The sequence below is a fragment of the Pseudomonas sp. MYb13 genome (genome assembly GCF_002980075.1).
Lineage (GTDB): Bacteria > Pseudomonadota > Gammaproteobacteria > Pseudomonadales > Pseudomonadaceae > Aquipseudomonas > Aquipseudomonas lurida.
The window spans coordinates 1-15,590 of sequence record NZ_PCQI01000031.1; the positions used below are offsets into that span (position 1 = coordinate 1).

Below are 15,590 nucleotides of genomic sequence, written 5' to 3' on the forward strand. Positions count from 1 at the left end.
GTTGGGGCTGCTGGGGGCGTTGGTGGTGGGGATATTGATGCGTAGCCCGATACCCCAATCCCGCAACAACTCCCCCTGCGGGCACCGAACTGAATGTGGGAGCGGGCCTGCTCGCGAATGCGCTGTGTCAGAAACAGGTGCACTGACTGAGACATCGCATTCGCGGGCACGCCCGCCCCCACAGGGGACCGTCTACATTCTGGAGGTCGGGTTACCAGAAGCGTTGCTGGGTCAACCGACTCCACCAGGTCAGCAGCACGCGGTCTACCGAGCCGCTGGCCGCCAGGCCTACGCGCTCCTGCAAGCTCTTGCGCTCGGCATAGTGCAAGTGGAACACCTCGGCAGTCTTGGCCTTGGTGGCCAGGTATTCGTCGCTGGTTTGCAGCTCATCGACCAGTTGCTTGTCGAGGGCTGCAACACCCAGCCACACTTCTCCGGTCGCCACATCGTCAATCGCCAGCTGTGGACGGTAGCGCGACACGAAGTTCTTGAACAGTTGATGAGTGATGTCCAGGTCTTCCTGGAATTTCTCGCGGCCTTTCTCGGTGTTTTCGCCAAACACCGTGAGGGTGCGTTTGTACTCGCCGGCCGTCAGCACTTCGAAGTCGATATCGTGCTTCTTCAGCAGGCGGTTGACGTTGGGCAACTGTGCCACCACGCCAATGGAACCGAGGATGGCAAACGGGGCGCTGATGATCTTCTCGCCAATGCACGCCATCATGTAGCCGCCGCTGGCCGCAACCTTGTCGATGCACACGGTCAATGGCACGCCCGCCTGGCGAATACGCGCCAGCTGCGATGATGCCAGCCCATAGCTGTGGACCATGCCGCCGCCGCTTTCCAGGCGCAGCACCACTTCGTCCTTGGGCGTGGCCAGGCTCAGCACTGCAGTGATTTCATGACGCAGGCTCTCGGTGGCCGAGGCCTTGATATCGCCGTCGAAGTCCAGGACAAACACCCGTGGCTTGGCCTCGGCCTTCTGCTTGCCCTTCTTCTTTTCGGCCTTGCCTTCGGACTTGCGCAAGGCCTTGAGCTGGTCCTTGTCGAGGAGGCTCGACTCCAGGCGCTCACGCAGGCCCTTGTAGAAATCATTGAGTTTGCTGACCTGTAACTGGCCGGCGGACTTGCGACGGCCCTTGCTGCGCAGTGCGGCAAAGCTGATCAATACCACCAGAATAGCGACCACCAGGGTGACGGTCTTCGCCAGAAAGCTCGCGTATTCGGCCAAAAAATCCATATTTCTCCTTACAGGTGCGGTGCGCCAGGCGCGGATTGCCCCAGCATACCGGCGGTATCGCGTTCGAGCCAGTGATCAAACCGCCAGCAACGACGGGCTCCAACGAGCTTTTAAAACAAGCGTATGTTTTTTCATTGACAGCTCGAAGGCATCCTCATAACCTCGCCAGACTTTCAACGTACCGGGAAAACGGACGTGGGCAGCATTTATCTGATTCGACATGGCCAAGCCTCTTTCGGTGCAAACGACTACGACGTCCTGTCGCCCGTCGGCGTGGAGCAGGCGCAAGTGCTCGGTCGCCACCTGGCAGACATGGGCCTGGTGTTCGACCGCTGCGTGGCCGGCGACCTGCGCCGCCAGCAGCACACCGCCAGCGCCGCCTTCGATCAATACAGTGCCCTCGGCCTGCCGGTACCGGCAGTGGAAATCGACAGCGCCTTCAACGAATTCGATGCCGAAGCGATTATCCGCGCGCTGCTCCCCGACCTGCTCACGACTGAACCCGAAGCCCTGGAAATCCTGCGCAATGCCGCGCAGAACCGCAGTGAATTCCAGCGCATCTTCGCCCTGATCATCGAGCGCTGGCTGGCCGGCACTTACGATCCGCCCGGGTTGGAAAGCTGGCTGGGCTTCGTGGAACGGGTCCAGGGCGGCCTGCAACGTATTCTTGAAGCAGCGGACAACACGCAGAAGATCGCGGTGTTCACCTCCGGCGGCACCATCACTGCCCTGCTCCACCTGATTACCCGAATGCCCGCCGCCCAGGCCTTCGAACTGAACTGGCAAATTGTTAACACCTCGCTCAACCAGCTGAAATTCCGCGGGCGCGAGGTGGCACTGGCTTCCTTCAACAGCCATACCCACTTGCAACTGTTGAAGGCGCCGCAGCTCATCACCTTCCGATGAACTGCGGCCAACCGTGACCCCAAGGTCACTGGACTCTACCTTAAAGGATCGAAACCATGACTGACGTAGCCAAAGCTGTAGAAGCAATGAAAGCCAAATTCAACCCAGCCGCCGCTGACGGCCTGGATCTGGTGTTCGGTTTCCGTATCGACGACACCCAGAACTTCTCGCTGGTGGTTAAAAACAACACCTGCGAACTGCTGGAAGGCGAAAACCCTGACGCCCAGGTAACCTTGGTGACCGACGGTGAGACCATGGAAGGTATCGTCAGCGGCGACACCGACGGCATGCAGGCCTTCATGAGCGGCAAGCTGCGCACCGAAGGCGACATGATGCTGGCCATGAAGCTGAGCGAACTGTTCCCGGCTTGATTCACGGGCAACCCTGAATCCCGATCCCGCCTGCCCCGGCGGGATTTTTTTTGCCCGTTATCTTGAGTCCGCTGCCGGCTCCTTGAGTTTTCCGCCAGGTTTCCCTTGCCCACGCAGGTACAACGCCTCCACCAGTTTCTGCCGCTCGACCTGAGGCAAGGTGCTGGCGAACTGCGCCAGTGTGGTGTCCACCAACGCGCGAAGCGCCATATCCGCCTCGCGCGCCTTGGCCAATTCGGCGACCAGCACATCTCGATCCAGAGTCGGCGCCTCCAACTGGTGGATCACCCCCAGGCGCGCTGAACGTCCGGCCATGATCAATGGCTGGCTGTCAGCGCTGTTATGGCGCAACAGTTGACGCAATTCCCTGCGCCGCGCCGGCGGCAACTTGACCATGGCCTGGCGCAAACCGTGCTGGTTGACCACCGTTTCGGCAGGCTGGGCGCTGGCCATCCAGTGGTACAGGCCACCGCCCACCCCGCCAATCAAAAACACATTGAGCAATACCGAGACAAGCAACCACGGTTTCAGGGATTGGGCGGTCATTGCTCGGTTTCCTCGGCGTTGACGGTGAAGACGACTTCCGCATCCCCCTGATCGAAGACGCTGGGCAGCACCTCGGACGACAACATCGGCAGCGGCACACTCATGGACGCCACGAGCATACCGGTGACGACGCCGGCAATGCCCACCCCCACCAGCCCTGCCGGTGAAAGCCAACCGGCGTAGCGCGACCAGAACGATGCACGGCGCGGTGCAGACTGCCGGATCTGTCTGGCCAATGCCGAGTCGGCCAAAACCGGTTGATGGCTGTCCAGGTGCGCATCCAGCCAGGCAGCGGCTTGCAACGCCTCGCCGGCAACCGCATTACCGCTGTCCAGCAGCGCCTTGGCCGCGCTTTGTTCAGCCGGGGGCCACCGCTGTACATCGGCGCCATAGGCCTCGGCCAGATAAGCAAATCGTTCGGGTGTCATGACTTTCCCCTTCCTGGGCGGGCGAGCCCGGGTGTGTCGGCAAGTTGGCTGCGCAACTGGCGTCGGGCCCGCGACAGCAGGCTCTCCAGTGCCTCGACGCTGATATTCATCAGGGCCGCGGCGTCGATGTTCGACAGCTCCTGGTAGTACTGCAACACAATCGCTTCACGCTGACGCTCAGGCAGCGCTGCCAGGGCGGCGGCCATGCGTGCGCTACGGTCGGCGGTTTCCACCTGCTCATCCGGAGAGGGCGCGCTGTCCGCCAGCTCAAGCGCCTCCTCCTCGGTCAACGGACGTTCCTTGCGCCGCCGCAAACGGTCATGGCACAGGTTGAGTGCCACGCGGTGCAGCCAGGTGTCGAAGCGCGCTTCGCCACTGCGCCAGCTGGCAGCCTGGCGCCAGATACGCAGGAAGCTTTCCTGGGCCACGTCCCTGGCCTCGTCGGCATCCCCCAGGATCCGACTGGCAAGCGCCAGCAGGCGCGGCAGCTTGCGCGTCACCATTTCGTTGACGGCCGCAGGTTCGTTGTTACCGATACGCGCCAGCAGTTCAACGTCCGGATCAGTGTCTTTCAATCGGGCAATTCTCGGCTAAGGGTTCAGCGGATCCAATGCCCTTCACGCCAGTACCAGTTGGGGCCGTGTGCCTCCCAATGGCCGGGCTCCCAGCGTGCGTTGCGCATCACCGGTTGCCAATGACCGGGCACCCAACCGTAGCCGCGCCCTTCCCAGCGCCAGTGCCCACGGTCCCAGGCGTAGCCCGGACGCTCAACGGGGATCACTTCTACGCGCTCCGGCGGTGGCGCCTGGCGGATGATGATTTCGGGCTGGGCAAATACCGGGGTGCTGGCAAACGCAGCAAGGGCCAGCGGAGCAAGCAAGGCAAAACGCAATTTGGCCAGGGGTCTCATGGCAACTCCTTCATGCCATCCGCGAAAGTGTGGGTGGCTGATGGGTTGAACGCTGGGGAGCGCAAAATCCGTCGCGGAGAGCGCGAATTATTTCTGGGCAGTGAACGGAGGCAGTATTGCCCAAGGGATGGCGAGGCTTGATGAAATGTTTGAAAGCTTCGCGACGGATTTATGCACGTGGCAGCGTTGAAGGATTAACGCTGATCAACCGAAGAGGAAACACCATGTACCGCCGACTTTACATACTGGTTGCCGCACTGCTGATCGCCAGCCTCAGTGGCTGCGTGATCCTGCCGGAACACCGCCATTGCTGCTGGCGCTATTACGGCGCGCTCGATACGCCGACCCACGCCGTCAACGGCTAGCTCACCGCTGCAAACCCACGGCGCCCGGCCTTGATCTCGGTGCGCAGCTCGCCAATCAGGTTTGAGATGGAACGGATGCTGTCCAAACCTTCAGGGGACACGCCGGTCAGCAGCAGGTCGACCCGACCGGAGACCGGCTCGAAAATGTTGATGCGCAACGAGCCATCGCTATTGAGCGTGCAATCGCACGCCAGCGGCAGAAAGCCGGAGGCCATGATGCGATTGAATTCAACGATTGAAATCATGATCAGTCCCCTTCCCTGGGCCCCACCCGGTGGTTGAGATGGAACCAGAGTAGATGAGGTTTTGCTGGGCATGGGAGCATTCGTGAAAAAGTGTTAGCCAAGCCTCATTTCGCGCCGTAAACGCCGATCCGCTGGCGCCAGAAAACCCTGCGCACAACCTCTCGTCTGCTGTTGCGGTACGCACTTGACTCCGCGCATCGATCAAAAGACGCTATTGGCATTTGGCCATCATCTTGAGCAACCCACCATGAGCATCGACCCACCGAGCCAGCCCGACAGCGACGTGTACAAAACCTTGCTGGAGTCGACCAAGGCGATCCCCTGGCGCATCGACTGGCAGACCATGACCTTCAGCTATATCGGCCCGCAGATCGAAGCGCTGCTCGGCTGGACCCCGCAAAGCTGGGTCAGCGTCGACGATTGGGTCGAGCGCATGCACCCGGACGATCGCGAATACGTGGTGAATTTCTGCGTATCGCAGTCCCGCGCGGGGGTGGATCACGAGGCCGACTACCGGGCGTTGACCGTGGATGGCGACTACGTGTGGATCCGCGACGTGGTGCATGTGGTGCGCAAGGACGGCGAGGTCGAGGCGCTGATCGGTTTCATGTTCGATATCAGCGAGCGCAAGAAGACCGAGGAACACTTGGTGCGCCTGCAAAAGCAACTCGAGGAGTATTCCTACCAGGACGGCCTGACCGGCATCGCCAACCGGCGCATGTTCGACACCGTGCTCGAACGCGAATGGGCGAGCGCCCAGCGCAGCCAGTTGCCCCTGTCGCTGATCATTCTGGATATCGATTTTTTCAAGCAGTACAACGACCACTATGGCCATATCAAGGGCGATGAATGCTTGCGCCAAGTCGCGCATACCTTGTCGCAGGCCGCCAACCGCCCACGGGATTTCATTGCGCGCATCGGCGGCGAAGAGTTCGTGTGGTTGCTACCGGAAACCGATGCGGCATCGGCCAGGCAAGTGGCACAACGCTGCCTGCATTTGATCCGCCAGCAACAGATCACGCATGGATTTTCGCCAGTATCGAACCTGCTGACCCTGAGCCTGGGTGTCGGCACCCGGATCGTCACTCAGGATTGCCCGATGCTGGCGTTTGTCGAAGACGTCGACAAGTTGCTGTACCAGGCCAAACGCAATGGCCGGATGCGTGCGGAGTTCACCGAAGCCGAAGTTTGACGCCAAGGTCAAATGACAGGCAAAAAAAATCCCAAGTAGCTGATGGAAACTTGGGATTTAAAAATGCATAAACCGTGGGAGGTGAACGCCCGGCTATATTACCGATTGGAAAAAGCTGTCACAAGATTATTTTTATCCTTTCGTCGGATTAAAAGTGTCGTAAGTCATTCAATAACCACACATTTTTTAAGGTAGCGAAGTATATAAGTGCCACTTTTTGGTGCAACTACCGCCCATATTTCCACGTATAAGAAAGGGTTATTGGATTAAGGCGGCGTCACACTATTCGGTAGACGCCTGTTCAACCGCACGCAAGTATCTCGGGTTTCAGGGTTATCGGGCTGCACCGAACGCGCCACACTTTCCACGTGTCGGCACAGCGTCAAACGCTCGTTGGCGGCTTCCCGCGCGCGGTCCACCTGAGCGTTCAGCCGCACAAAATAGACCCCGAGCACGACCGCGACGCAGAGCACTCCAAGCACGAAGTAGCGCAAACTGTTGGACGATGACGGCTCGGAGGGGCGCATGACCTTACTGCGCCCTGCTCTTCTCGTAACGTACGTCGTCGCCCTCGACCGACCCCGTCACCGTCCAGCCAAGGCGTTGGTAGAATCCGTTGGCACGGATTTCATCACGCCCATCCGTAACCAAGAAGAGTGTGGCATGGCGTTCGAACAACGCGGTTTCGGCCACCGCCATGAGTTGGCGGCCCAGACCCAGATTCTCGTGGGTCGGTAACACAAACATCGCAAACACCTCGCCCGTGGCCAGGTCGACCATGCTGAAGGCGACCGGCTGGCCATCCACTTCGGCGACCCATGCACAGGGCGCTTCGCGGATGCTGTCGGCCAGCACCTGCGGCGTGATGCCCAGCTGGGCCATCTGCTCGACACTCAAGTGGTTTTGCACCACGCGAGTGCGGATATTGAACAGCGTATCGACATCGTCCTGCGTCGCCGCGCGGATGAGCGTTTGCATATTGGCCTCCCTCATGAAGGACGCAATTGTATGCAAATAGAAACACTGTAAATGTCGTGGATTTGTAAAGCGCCCTACACAGCCTCGCCATGCTGCTGGCGACGAAATTGCCCCGGCGCCAAGCCATGGGCCTTGCGAAAACAGCGGGAAAAGTACGCCTCATCGGTAAACCCACAGCGGTGTGCGATGGCCCCAACCATCTGCGCACTGTTGAGCAACAAGGTGCGCGCCAGCTGCATGCGACGGTCGAGCACCAAGTGGGAAAAGGGTTTGCCGGTTTCCTTGCGCAACAGGTGGGTAAGGTAGTTGGGTGAAAGGAACGCGGCGGCCGCCGTGTCGGTAAGGCTGAGGCTCGGCTCGTGCAGATGCTCGCGGATGTACCCCTGCACACGCGCCAACGCATCCTTGCGCCCACGCTGGGTGGCATTGTTGGCGGCAAAGGCTTGCAGGGGCTCGGCGTACTGTTCGCAGACCAGGCCGATCAGTTGAAACAGGTAGCCCTTGAGGCGCTCACGGGCGCCGAAGGTACGGTGGGCATCCAGCTCGCGCATATGCGTGAGCCAGGTTTTCACCTGGTCAAACGCCGCGTCGTCGAGGATGAAATCCAACTGTTCCTGGAAGCGAAACGGCGACAGCTCGGGGGCCTGCCCGATGGGAATATCTTCGAGGTCCAATGGATCGCAGGTCAGCTGCGGCAGGAAAAACGCCTGGCTGAAATTGATCAACATGAACTCGCCACCCTCGGGATGAGGAATCACGTGCAGCCGATGGGGCAGGATGAACGCCAGGGCCTTGTGCGGAAATGGACGCACTGCCCCGCCGATATGCTGCACGGTGTCGCCGCCAAGGTTGATCTGGATCTGGAAATACTCATGGCGATGCGGGCTGGTCAGCGCCGCGCGCCCGCGCTTGTCGCGGATGTAGAAGTCGGGGCGGTCGCTGCGCTGTTCCATGCCGTAGGTGGTGACGCGGGTGCCTGGCATAACGGTCTCTCGGGTGGCCTGGGCACCACTTTAGCCTCAACCCTGGCCGAGGGTGAAACGCAACTCACCCAGCCCGTCGATACCGGCAGTGACCACATCGCCCGGCTGCAGAGCCCCGACGCCTGCGGGCGTGCCGGTGAAGATCAGGTCGCCGGCCTTCAGTGCGACGGATCGGGAGGCATGGCTGATCACCTCGCTGACAGACCAGATCTGGTCGGCCAAGTCGCCCACCTGGCGCTGTTCGCCATTGACCTTGAGCCAGATTCGACCGCTGGACGGATGCCCCACCGCGCTCACCGGATGCAATGCGGTGCTTGGCGCGGATTCATCAAAGGCCTTGGCCCATTCCCACGGACGCGAAAGCTTTTTCGCCTGGGCTTGCAGGTCGCGGCGTGTCAGGTCGATGCCAACGCCATACCCCCAGATGTGCGAAAACGCCTGTTCCGGACGGATATCCACGCCATCCTTGCCGATGGCCACCACCAGTTCCACTTCATGGTGCAGGTCGGCGGTCAACGGTGGATAGGCGATCACGCCTTCGGCCGGAACCACTGCGTCCGCGGGCTTCATAAAGAAGAATGGCGGTTCACGGTCCGGGTCATGTCCCATCTCACGCGCATGTTCGCTGTAGTTACAGCCCACGCAGAACACACGGCGCAGCGGGAAGCGTGCAGCGCTGTCCTGCACAGCGAGGGATGGGGTTGGCGCGGGGGTGAATACGTATTCAGTCATGGCCTGTGCCTCTTCATTTACCTGGCGCCAGTATGGCCAGGGATGTCGCCGCTAAGTTGGACAGGCTTACGCAGAATTTGCACTGGCCGGTGCTTGCACCTGCGGGGCCCGATCCAGCAGGCGAAACAGCGGCAGGCAAGCCGCCTGGATCAGCAGCATGCGGATCACCTGCATCGCCGTCACCAGGGTGACGGCCAGGCCCAGGGCCTCGGCGGTCAGGCTCATTTCCGGCGCACTGCCGGGCATCATGCCCAGGGCCAGCGACAGCCATGGCATGCCTAACCCCGTACCGAGTGCCCAGGCAGCCAGCGCGGTGGTGACCACCGAAGCAGTCAATAACAGCATCACCTTGGCCAGCAACCCCGGTGCGCGGCGCATGAAACTGCGGTCAAAGGCAACGCCCAAGGCACAGCCGATCAGCAACTGCCCGCTACCACTGAGCCACCCCGGCATGCTCATCGACAACTGATTGCAGCTCACCCCCACCGCGCAGATCAGGAACGGCCCGAACGTCCACGGGTTGGGCAGCTTGCACTGCTTGAAACCGAGGGCCGCCAGCCAACTCATCGCCAGAATGAAGATCAGCCACGGCCAGATCACCGGCATCGGCGCATGCGCGGTCACAGCCGGCATGCCGAACGTGGCAACTGCGGGCACCGTCAACAAGATCAGCAGCAGGCGCAGACTGTGGGCGGCGGCGATAAAGCTGGTATCCGCCTGGCGTTGACGCCCTAGGTGCACCATCTCGCTGGAGTTGGCGGGCATCAAGGCAAAGAACGCCGTGCCGAAGGTCACGCCCCAGCGGTGCAGGATCAACACCGAGCACAACGCCAGCACCAGCGTCAGCATCACGGCCGTGACGATCAACCCCAAATGAGCCACCACCTGCTGCATCACCGGCAACGTGAAATGACAGCCGATGGCGACCGCCACGATGAGTTGCCCGGCTTGACGGCCATGGGGAATTTCCGGCACTAGGCCACCGGCGCAGCGCGTGAGCATCACGGCCACCAGCGAGCCGATCACCCAGGGCAACGGCCACCCCGCCCAACTGGCGAGGCTGCCGCCTAACGCGCCGACAATCAGGGTGAGGAGCCAGTATGGGCGAAGGTTGAGCATTGTCTGGCACTCGGCATGGAGAAGAATGCCGACAGGTTATAGACTTGCCTTCATCACAGAAAATATCCATTTGTTAAGCCATCCATCACACTTTGTTATGCGAGCCTTATGAACCTCAAAGCGCTAGAGTACTGCGTCGAGATTGCCCGCCAAGGCAGCTTCACCAAGGCAGCCCAAGCGTTACACGTGGCACAACCGGCGTTGAGCATGGCGGTGAGCCGGTTGGAGGATGAGTTGGGCGTCGCCTTGTTCAACCGTGCCACGCGGCAGATCAGCGTGACCGCCGAAGGCCAGTTGTTCCTGGCACGTGCCGAAGCCTGCCTGCAAGGCTTGGCCGGCGCTCGCCGTGAGTTGCAAGACCTGACCCAACTGCATAGCGGCGAGATACGCGTCGGCGTACCGCCCATGTATGGCATCCGCCATATTCCGGAACTGTTGATGCAATTTCGCGCGCGCTACCCCGGTATCGCCATGCATGTAGTGGAAGGCAGTGCCGATGACATCAGTGAGCGCCTGGCGACACGGGACATAGACGTCGCGTTGCTGGAGTCACGGCGTGTGGACCCGGACTGGGAGTCGGTGCTGCTGGGCAGCGATGAAATGGTGCTATGCATGCAGGAGCAGCACCCGCTGGCGGGCGCGTCTTCCATCCCGGCTGCGCGGCTGCAGGACGAGCCCATGCTGGTATTCGACAATACCTTCCTGCAGCGCCATCTGCTGGATGCCTTCTGCAACAGCGCACGCGTGCGGTTCACCATCGCCCTGGAGAGCAATTTCGTCCCACTGGTGATTACGGCCACCCGCAACGGGATGGGCCTATCAACCCTGCTGCGCTCGGTGCAGGAACAGGAGCCTGGGCTCGCGGGCGTGTCTTTCGAGCCTGCACAGTTCATGCACTTCAACCTGTGCTGGCGTGCGAGCGAGTACCTGTCCCAGGCCAATCGACGATTTATTGAAACGGCGAAGGTGTACTTCCAGGAAGATGCCAGCTCACCGCTGTCGCGCTAGGCGATCATTTACGCGCGACTTTGTAACGCACGCAATCCTGGTAGAAGCCCTGGCGAATCGCCTCGGGCTTGAGCCGTGAACGGCTGTCGTAGGTTTGTTCGGTGATGCCCATGGCCATCATGCGCATCCACGATTTGTTGAATTTCATCGTCTGGATCTTCTGCCGCGCCGCGTACAGCGACACACCCGACAACTTGAGCTCCTGGGCCCTGGCGGCCGTACCGGCGCCCCAACTGCACATGTACTTGTCACCCTCGCGCAGCTCCCGTGCCTGCACGGCAGCCGCGCCGCCGGCCAGGGAGCAGGCGATCAGCATGATTCCAACAGTGCGCATTTGCATCCCCACCTAACCACCTGAAAATAAAAGTGATTCTGGCGAGAATTGGGTGACAGGGGGGCCATTAAATTGCCTTACTGCGCACGGTATCACCGGCCCCCCAGCCAGCGAGGCCGTAGCTTTTTTTCACCTCACCATTGGTAGGTCGCACTCGCCTGCACGGTGCGTTGCGAGCCATACCAGCACCACGAATAGGAGTAGCAGGACGCGACATACTCTTTGTTCGCAAGGTTGGTGGCGTTGAGCGCCAGGCGCAGGTTGTCCTTCAGGCTGGTGATGTTCGGGATGTCATAGTGCACGGCGGCATCGAACAAGGTGTAGCCCGGGACCTTCAGCGTGTTGGCGGTATCGCCCCAGGAAGACCCGACATAACGCGCGCCTGCACCGGCGCCGAAGCCCTTGAGGTGACCGTCGTGGAAGGTGTAGTCAGCCCAGGCCGAGGCCGTGTGGCGCGGAACCCCATAGGTAGTGGTGCCTTCGGCGGCGATGGCCGGGCCTGCGCCAATATCGCTGATGGGTGCATAACGCACGGTGTTGTTGGACTTGCTGATGCGATTGTCCAGGTACGCGTAGGCTGCGGTGATGTCCAGGTTATCGTTGAGGCTGGCCTTGCCTTCCAGCTCAAAGCCACGCGATTGCACTTCGCCGTCCTGGCTCTGGCAGCGCCCGGTGCCACACAGGTGGGTGGGATCCGGGTCGGTGGTCAGCACGTTGGTCTGGCGCAGGTCGAAGATCGCGGCGGTGATAAAACTGTTGCTACCCGGCGGCTGGTACTTGATGCCGACTTCATACTGCTTGCCTTCGGTCGGCTTGAACACCGAGCCGCCGTAGCCAGTACCCGATTGCGGGTTGAACGACTCCGCGTAGCTGGCATACGGCGCCAGGCCATTATCGAAGAGGTAGACCAGGCCGATACGCCCGGTAAACGCCTTGCTGTCCAAGGACGACTTGCTCTTGGCGCCGCTGCTGATGGTCTGGGTACTGTTATCGGTGCTGGCCCAGTCATAACGGCCACCCAGCAGCAACACCCACTTGTCCCACTTCATCTGTTCCTGCAGGTACACGCCGGTCTGCTCGCTGCGCGATGTGCCGTCGGTGGTGTAGGCCGGCACCGGGACCGCCGCGCCATAGACCGGATCGAAGATATCCAGGGTCGGGCCTGCGGTGTACACGCCTGAACCGGACTGGGTGTCGGTGCTGTTGTTCTGGTAGTCGAGCCCCATCAACAAGGTGTGCTGCAACGGTCCTGTCTCGAATTTGGCCTGCAACTGGTTGTCGAGGGTGTAGGCATCCATGTCGACATCGCTGGCGATGGTCGAGCGGCGGATGGTGCGGTAATCCGTCAGCAAGTAGTTGTTATAGAGACTGCGATACTGGCCTTCGCTGCGCAGGTACCGCGCATTCTGGCGTACGGTCCATACGTCATCGAAGTGGTGCTCGAACGCCCAGCCGATGGAGTAGTACTCGCGGTCGCTTTTCTCGAAGTTCTTTTCACCATCGTAGAAATCCACATCGATGCTGCGCCCGGTCGGGCTGTGCAGTACAGAGCCCCAGGCCGGCACCGAGCCGTAGGACGCGCCCTTGGGGTCCTTCTGGAAATGGCCCAGCAGGGTCAGCGAGGTGGCATCGTCCGGGCGCCAGGTGAAGGCACTGGACAGCGACTGACGGCGCGTCTCGGTGTGTTCTACCTGGCCATCGGCATCGTCGAAAAGCCCGGCCACACGGTAGGCGTACACACCCTGATCATCCAGCGGGCCGCTCAAGTCGAAGGTGGTGCGCTTCTTGTTGAAGGTGCCGTATTCCACACCCACTTCATGAAACGGGGTATCCAGCGGGCGCTTGCTGACCATGTTGATCACACCGCTCGGCGTGCCCTGGCCGTACAACACCGAGGCCGGGCCACGCAGCACTTCTACGCGCTCCAGGTCGAAAGCGTCTTTCTGCGGCAAGGCATCACGGCTCGATGGCATGCGCAGGCCATCAAGGTAAGTCGCCGGGGCGAAACCACGGATAGTCAGTTGGTCCAGGCGCGACGCGGTGGCGCCACGGGTTTCCGGGATGACGGCGACGCTGTAGCGCAGGATCTGGTTGAGGCTCTCGGCGTTTTGCGCGCGCATCTGGTCTTTGGTGACGATGGAAATCGACTGCGGGGTTTCGATCAGCGCGGTATCGGTCTTGGTGCCCGACAAGCTGCGCGTCGCCACATAACCGGACACTGGCCCGTTCGGGCTTTCAGCCTGGTACGCGCCACTGATAGTGGTGGCCTGCAGCTCCATGGCGCCGCCGTTATCTGGGGTGGCTTCCAAGCGGTAACGGTCACCGGCGATCTTCAGGGCTTGCAGGCCACTGCCGGCGAGCAATTGGTTCAACGCCACATCGGTGTCGTATTGCCCGCTCAGCCCCTTGCTGCGCTTGCCCCGCGTCAAGCCTGCATCGAAGGCCAGTACCAGGCCCGCCTGCTCGGCCAAGCTATTGAGTGCCTGGCTCAAGTCGCCGGCAGGAATCGAGAAGCGACGCTCCGCGCTGCTGCTCTCTTCGGCGAAGGACGACTGGACGGTCAGTAACGGCACGGCGGCAAAAGCCATCGCCACTGACAAGGCCAGTGGATGCAAGGGACGAGCAAGGCGCGACATGGGAAATCCTGCGTAATGGAGGTTCTATTAACCATGACGGCCATGTCGGGAAATCGGGCAAGGATGCGAGCGATTTTTATTTAAGAAGCAATGCTGCAATCAGGTTTGTCGGTTTTTTGTGTAGTCCATCGGGTGGGCTTCTCGCGGTTTTTCCACCTGCGTAGTCGGCCTTTTCTGAATTTTTTATCCGTTCATCCAGACGCCTTTTGCTGCGGCATGCTCCGACGCCTTGCCCTTTGTCGAGACGTCACGGATGACCCACGCTGCCCACATTGCCCTGATCGACCATGAACTGGATGGCTTTCATCAAAGCCTGGTGATGTATCGCCAGCAGATGGCTGCGTGGTATTCGCGTGCGCTGGATTCGGTCAGCCATGGGCTGGACATGCCGTCGTTGCTGGGGATGGACCGGGTGTTGCGGGCCGGGGATTCGCAGCGTTCGGCAAGCATTTCAGATGCTGACTTCGCGACCGTGACCCAGTGCCCGATGGGCGGTGAACTGAAGATCGAAAGCCTGTTCGAGTCGGTGTACGACGTGCCGATTGGCAATATCCCGGTGGAGGTCATCGACCTGGATGACGGCCGTTCCACTGTGGTGATGCTGGATGAACGGGGTCAGGGTTCCCACCACTGCGCGGCAGGCAGGCGCTATCAGGTGCGGGTGCAGGGCGAAGTGTCCGAGGAACAGGTCGAGGCTTTGTTTGCCTCTTACGCCGGACTGATGGGGGACTTGGAGCAGTGGCTCCGGGCACAGTGGTCTGGCTTTAAACCGCACTGGGAGCGGTCAACCGCCAGCGCGATTGGCAGCGGCGTATTGGCAGGCAGCTGGGCGGCGATTCGCGAAGTGTGGGACAGCATCAAGCAGGTCCAGGCGATTCTTGAAGCCCCGCTGAACTACGTCGAGCAGTTGGGCGCCGCAGCCGCCGAATTGGCGCAAATCGCCACCGCTGCACCCAAGGTCATGGAACAGGCGATGTTACTCGCCAGTGATGAAGCCGCGCTGTACCTGTTGCTGCGCACAGCAATGATCTGGCTGGACGCATTGCCCCCCGACGAAATTGCCGAAGTGGCGGCTGGGTTCATGGTATCGCTGCTGATTGACCTGGTGATTGGCGCGGTGTTGACCATCGCCTTGCCAGCAGCGGGTGTGGCGTATTTGAGCTTGCGGTTGGTCAAGTACGGATCGCGGACTCTTGATGCGGCGGTGGGATTTGTCAGGGGCCTTTTGGCGATTCTGACGACGTTCATGCAGGCGGTGGATCGCTACAAGGCGGTCGCGGTTCGCGGCGTGGTTGGCGGGCTCAGGCAAGGCACGATGCAAATGCGCTGGAAGGCGCGGCAGAACGCGGTGCTGAAGCAGAAAGAGCACGTGGATGACGTGCCGTCTACTGCTCGCAATCCCAATGGGGATGCCGCTGCATCTTCGGACAAAACCGCCACGAACGGTTGCCCGGTGTCGATGGTCACGGGCGAGGAACTGCTGACCCTGACCGATGGGACGCTGGACGGGATTCTGCCGTTTGAGTGGACACGCTTGTACCGCACCAGTGCAGTGGAAGTGGATTGCGGGTTGGGGTTTGGCTGGAGTCACTCGCTGGCG

Annotated in this window: 18 protein-coding genes; 6 read left to right on the top strand and 12 right to left on the bottom strand. The window is 60.9% G+C overall.

Going from position 1 to position 15,590, the window contains the following annotated elements; all coding sequences use genetic code 11:
* Positions 1-211: 211 nt before the first annotated feature.
* The gene (gene sohB, locus CQ002_RS27695; protein WP_034104482.1) at positions 212-1,237 is read right to left on the bottom strand and encodes a protease SohB; all 1,026 of its coding nucleotides are present in this window, start codon (positions 1,235-1,237) and stop codon (positions 212-214) included.
* 195 nt (positions 1,238-1,432) lie between these two features.
* On the opposite strand from sohB, the gene CQ002_RS27700 reads away from it, so the two are divergent.
* Positions 1,433-2,143, top strand: coding sequence for a histidine phosphatase family protein (locus tag CQ002_RS27700; protein WP_105162058.1), 711 nt, complete (start codon positions 1,433-1,435; stop codon positions 2,141-2,143).
* Positions 2,144-2,199: 56 nt separating this feature from the next.
* Positions 2,200-2,514 (top strand): SCP2 sterol-binding domain-containing protein, encoded by a 315-nt coding sequence (locus CQ002_RS27705; protein WP_016969749.1) that lies wholly within the window; start codon positions 2,200-2,202, stop codon positions 2,512-2,514.
* A gap of 57 nt (positions 2,515-2,571) precedes the next feature.
* On the opposite strand, the gene CQ002_RS27710 is transcribed toward CQ002_RS27705, so the two are convergent.
* The 4 genes from CQ002_RS27710 to CQ002_RS27725 are packed head-to-tail and all read right to left on the bottom strand — an operon-like array spanning position 2,572 to position 4,398.
* Positions 2,572-3,060, bottom strand: coding sequence for a periplasmic heavy metal sensor (locus CQ002_RS27710; RefSeq protein WP_098466343.1), 489 nt, complete (start codon positions 3,058-3,060; stop codon positions 2,572-2,574).
* Positions 3,057-3,488, bottom strand: coding sequence for a hypothetical protein (locus tag CQ002_RS27715; RefSeq protein WP_105162057.1), 432 nt, complete (start codon positions 3,486-3,488; stop codon positions 3,057-3,059). Before CQ002_RS27715 ends, CQ002_RS27710 begins: the two co-directional genes overlap by 4 nt.
* Positions 3,485-4,063: an RNA polymerase sigma factor gene (locus CQ002_RS27720; protein WP_098466341.1), complete on the bottom strand. Its 579-nt coding sequence runs from the start codon at positions 4,061-4,063 to the stop codon at positions 3,485-3,487. Before CQ002_RS27720 ends, CQ002_RS27715 begins: the two co-directional genes overlap by 4 nt.
* A 23-nt stretch (positions 4,064-4,086) precedes the next feature.
* A complete protein-coding gene (locus CQ002_RS27725; protein ID WP_034104469.1) occupies positions 4,087-4,398 on the bottom strand; it encodes a YXWGXW repeat-containing protein in 312 nt (103 codons plus the stop codon).
* 224 nt (positions 4,399-4,622) lie between these two features.
* Between CQ002_RS27725 and CQ002_RS28385 the strand changes: the two genes are divergently transcribed.
* Positions 4,623-4,763, top strand: coding sequence for a hypothetical protein (locus tag CQ002_RS28385; protein WP_164403577.1), 141 nt, complete (start codon positions 4,623-4,625; stop codon positions 4,761-4,763).
* Here the strand turns inward: CQ002_RS28385 and CQ002_RS27730 are convergent.
* Positions 4,760-5,008: a DUF1652 domain-containing protein gene (locus CQ002_RS27730; RefSeq protein ID WP_034104467.1), complete on the bottom strand. Its 249-nt coding sequence runs from the start codon at positions 5,006-5,008 to the stop codon at positions 4,760-4,762. The genes CQ002_RS28385 and CQ002_RS27730 overlap by 4 nt on opposite strands.
* A gap of 247 nt (positions 5,009-5,255) precedes the next feature.
* Between CQ002_RS27730 and CQ002_RS27735 the strand changes: the two genes are divergently transcribed.
* Positions 5,256-6,200: a sensor domain-containing diguanylate cyclase gene (locus CQ002_RS27735; RefSeq protein ID WP_098466340.1), complete on the top strand. Its 945-nt coding sequence runs from the start codon at positions 5,256-5,258 to the stop codon at positions 6,198-6,200.
* Between the two features lie 531 nt (positions 6,201-6,731).
* Here CQ002_RS27735 and CQ002_RS27745 read toward each other — a convergent pair.
* The 4 genes from CQ002_RS27745 to CQ002_RS27760 all read right to left on the bottom strand — a co-directional run bounded on the left by CQ002_RS27745 (position 6,732) and on the right by CQ002_RS27760 (position 10,012).
* On the bottom strand, positions 6,732-7,178 hold the full coding sequence (locus CQ002_RS27745; protein WP_105162056.1) for a GNAT family N-acetyltransferase: 447 nt from the start codon (positions 7,176-7,178) through the stop codon (positions 6,732-6,734).
* A 74-nt stretch (positions 7,179-7,252) separates the two neighbouring features.
* The gene (locus CQ002_RS27750; RefSeq protein ID WP_105162055.1) at positions 7,253-8,161 is read right to left on the bottom strand and encodes an AraC family transcriptional regulator; all 909 of its coding nucleotides are present in this window, start codon (positions 8,159-8,161) and stop codon (positions 7,253-7,255) included.
* 36 nt (positions 8,162-8,197) lie between these two features.
* Positions 8,198-8,893: a fumarylacetoacetate hydrolase family protein gene (locus CQ002_RS27755; protein WP_105162054.1), complete on the bottom strand. Its 696-nt coding sequence runs from the start codon at positions 8,891-8,893 to the stop codon at positions 8,198-8,200.
* A 66-nt stretch (positions 8,894-8,959) separates the two neighbouring features.
* Entirely contained in the window at positions 8,960-10,012 is a 1,053-nt protein-coding gene (locus CQ002_RS27760) for an AbrB family transcriptional regulator (protein ID WP_034104455.1), read from the bottom strand.
* 108 nt (positions 10,013-10,120) lie between these two features.
* On the opposite strand from CQ002_RS27760, the gene CQ002_RS27765 reads away from it, so the two are divergent.
* Positions 10,121-11,020, top strand: a complete 900-nt coding sequence (locus CQ002_RS27765; RefSeq protein WP_069023488.1) for a LysR family transcriptional regulator — start codon at positions 10,121-10,123, stop codon at positions 11,018-11,020.
* 4 nt (positions 11,021-11,024) lie between these two features.
* Here the strand turns inward: CQ002_RS27765 and CQ002_RS27770 are convergent, their stop codons facing one another.
* The gene (locus CQ002_RS27770; protein ID WP_034104451.1) at positions 11,025-11,354 is read right to left on the bottom strand and encodes a hypothetical protein; all 330 of its coding nucleotides are present in this window, start codon (positions 11,352-11,354) and stop codon (positions 11,025-11,027) included.
* Positions 11,355-11,488: 134 nt separating this feature from the next.
* A complete protein-coding gene (locus CQ002_RS27775; RefSeq protein ID WP_105162053.1) occupies positions 11,489-13,990 on the bottom strand; it encodes a TonB-dependent siderophore receptor in 2,502 nt (833 codons plus the stop codon).
* A gap of 253 nt (positions 13,991-14,243) precedes the next feature.
* Here CQ002_RS27775 and CQ002_RS27780 point away from each other — a divergent pair.
* Positions 14,244-15,590 (top strand): DUF6531 domain-containing protein (locus CQ002_RS27780; RefSeq protein ID WP_244913416.1); only part of this gene is annotated, 1,347 nt, incomplete at its 3' end.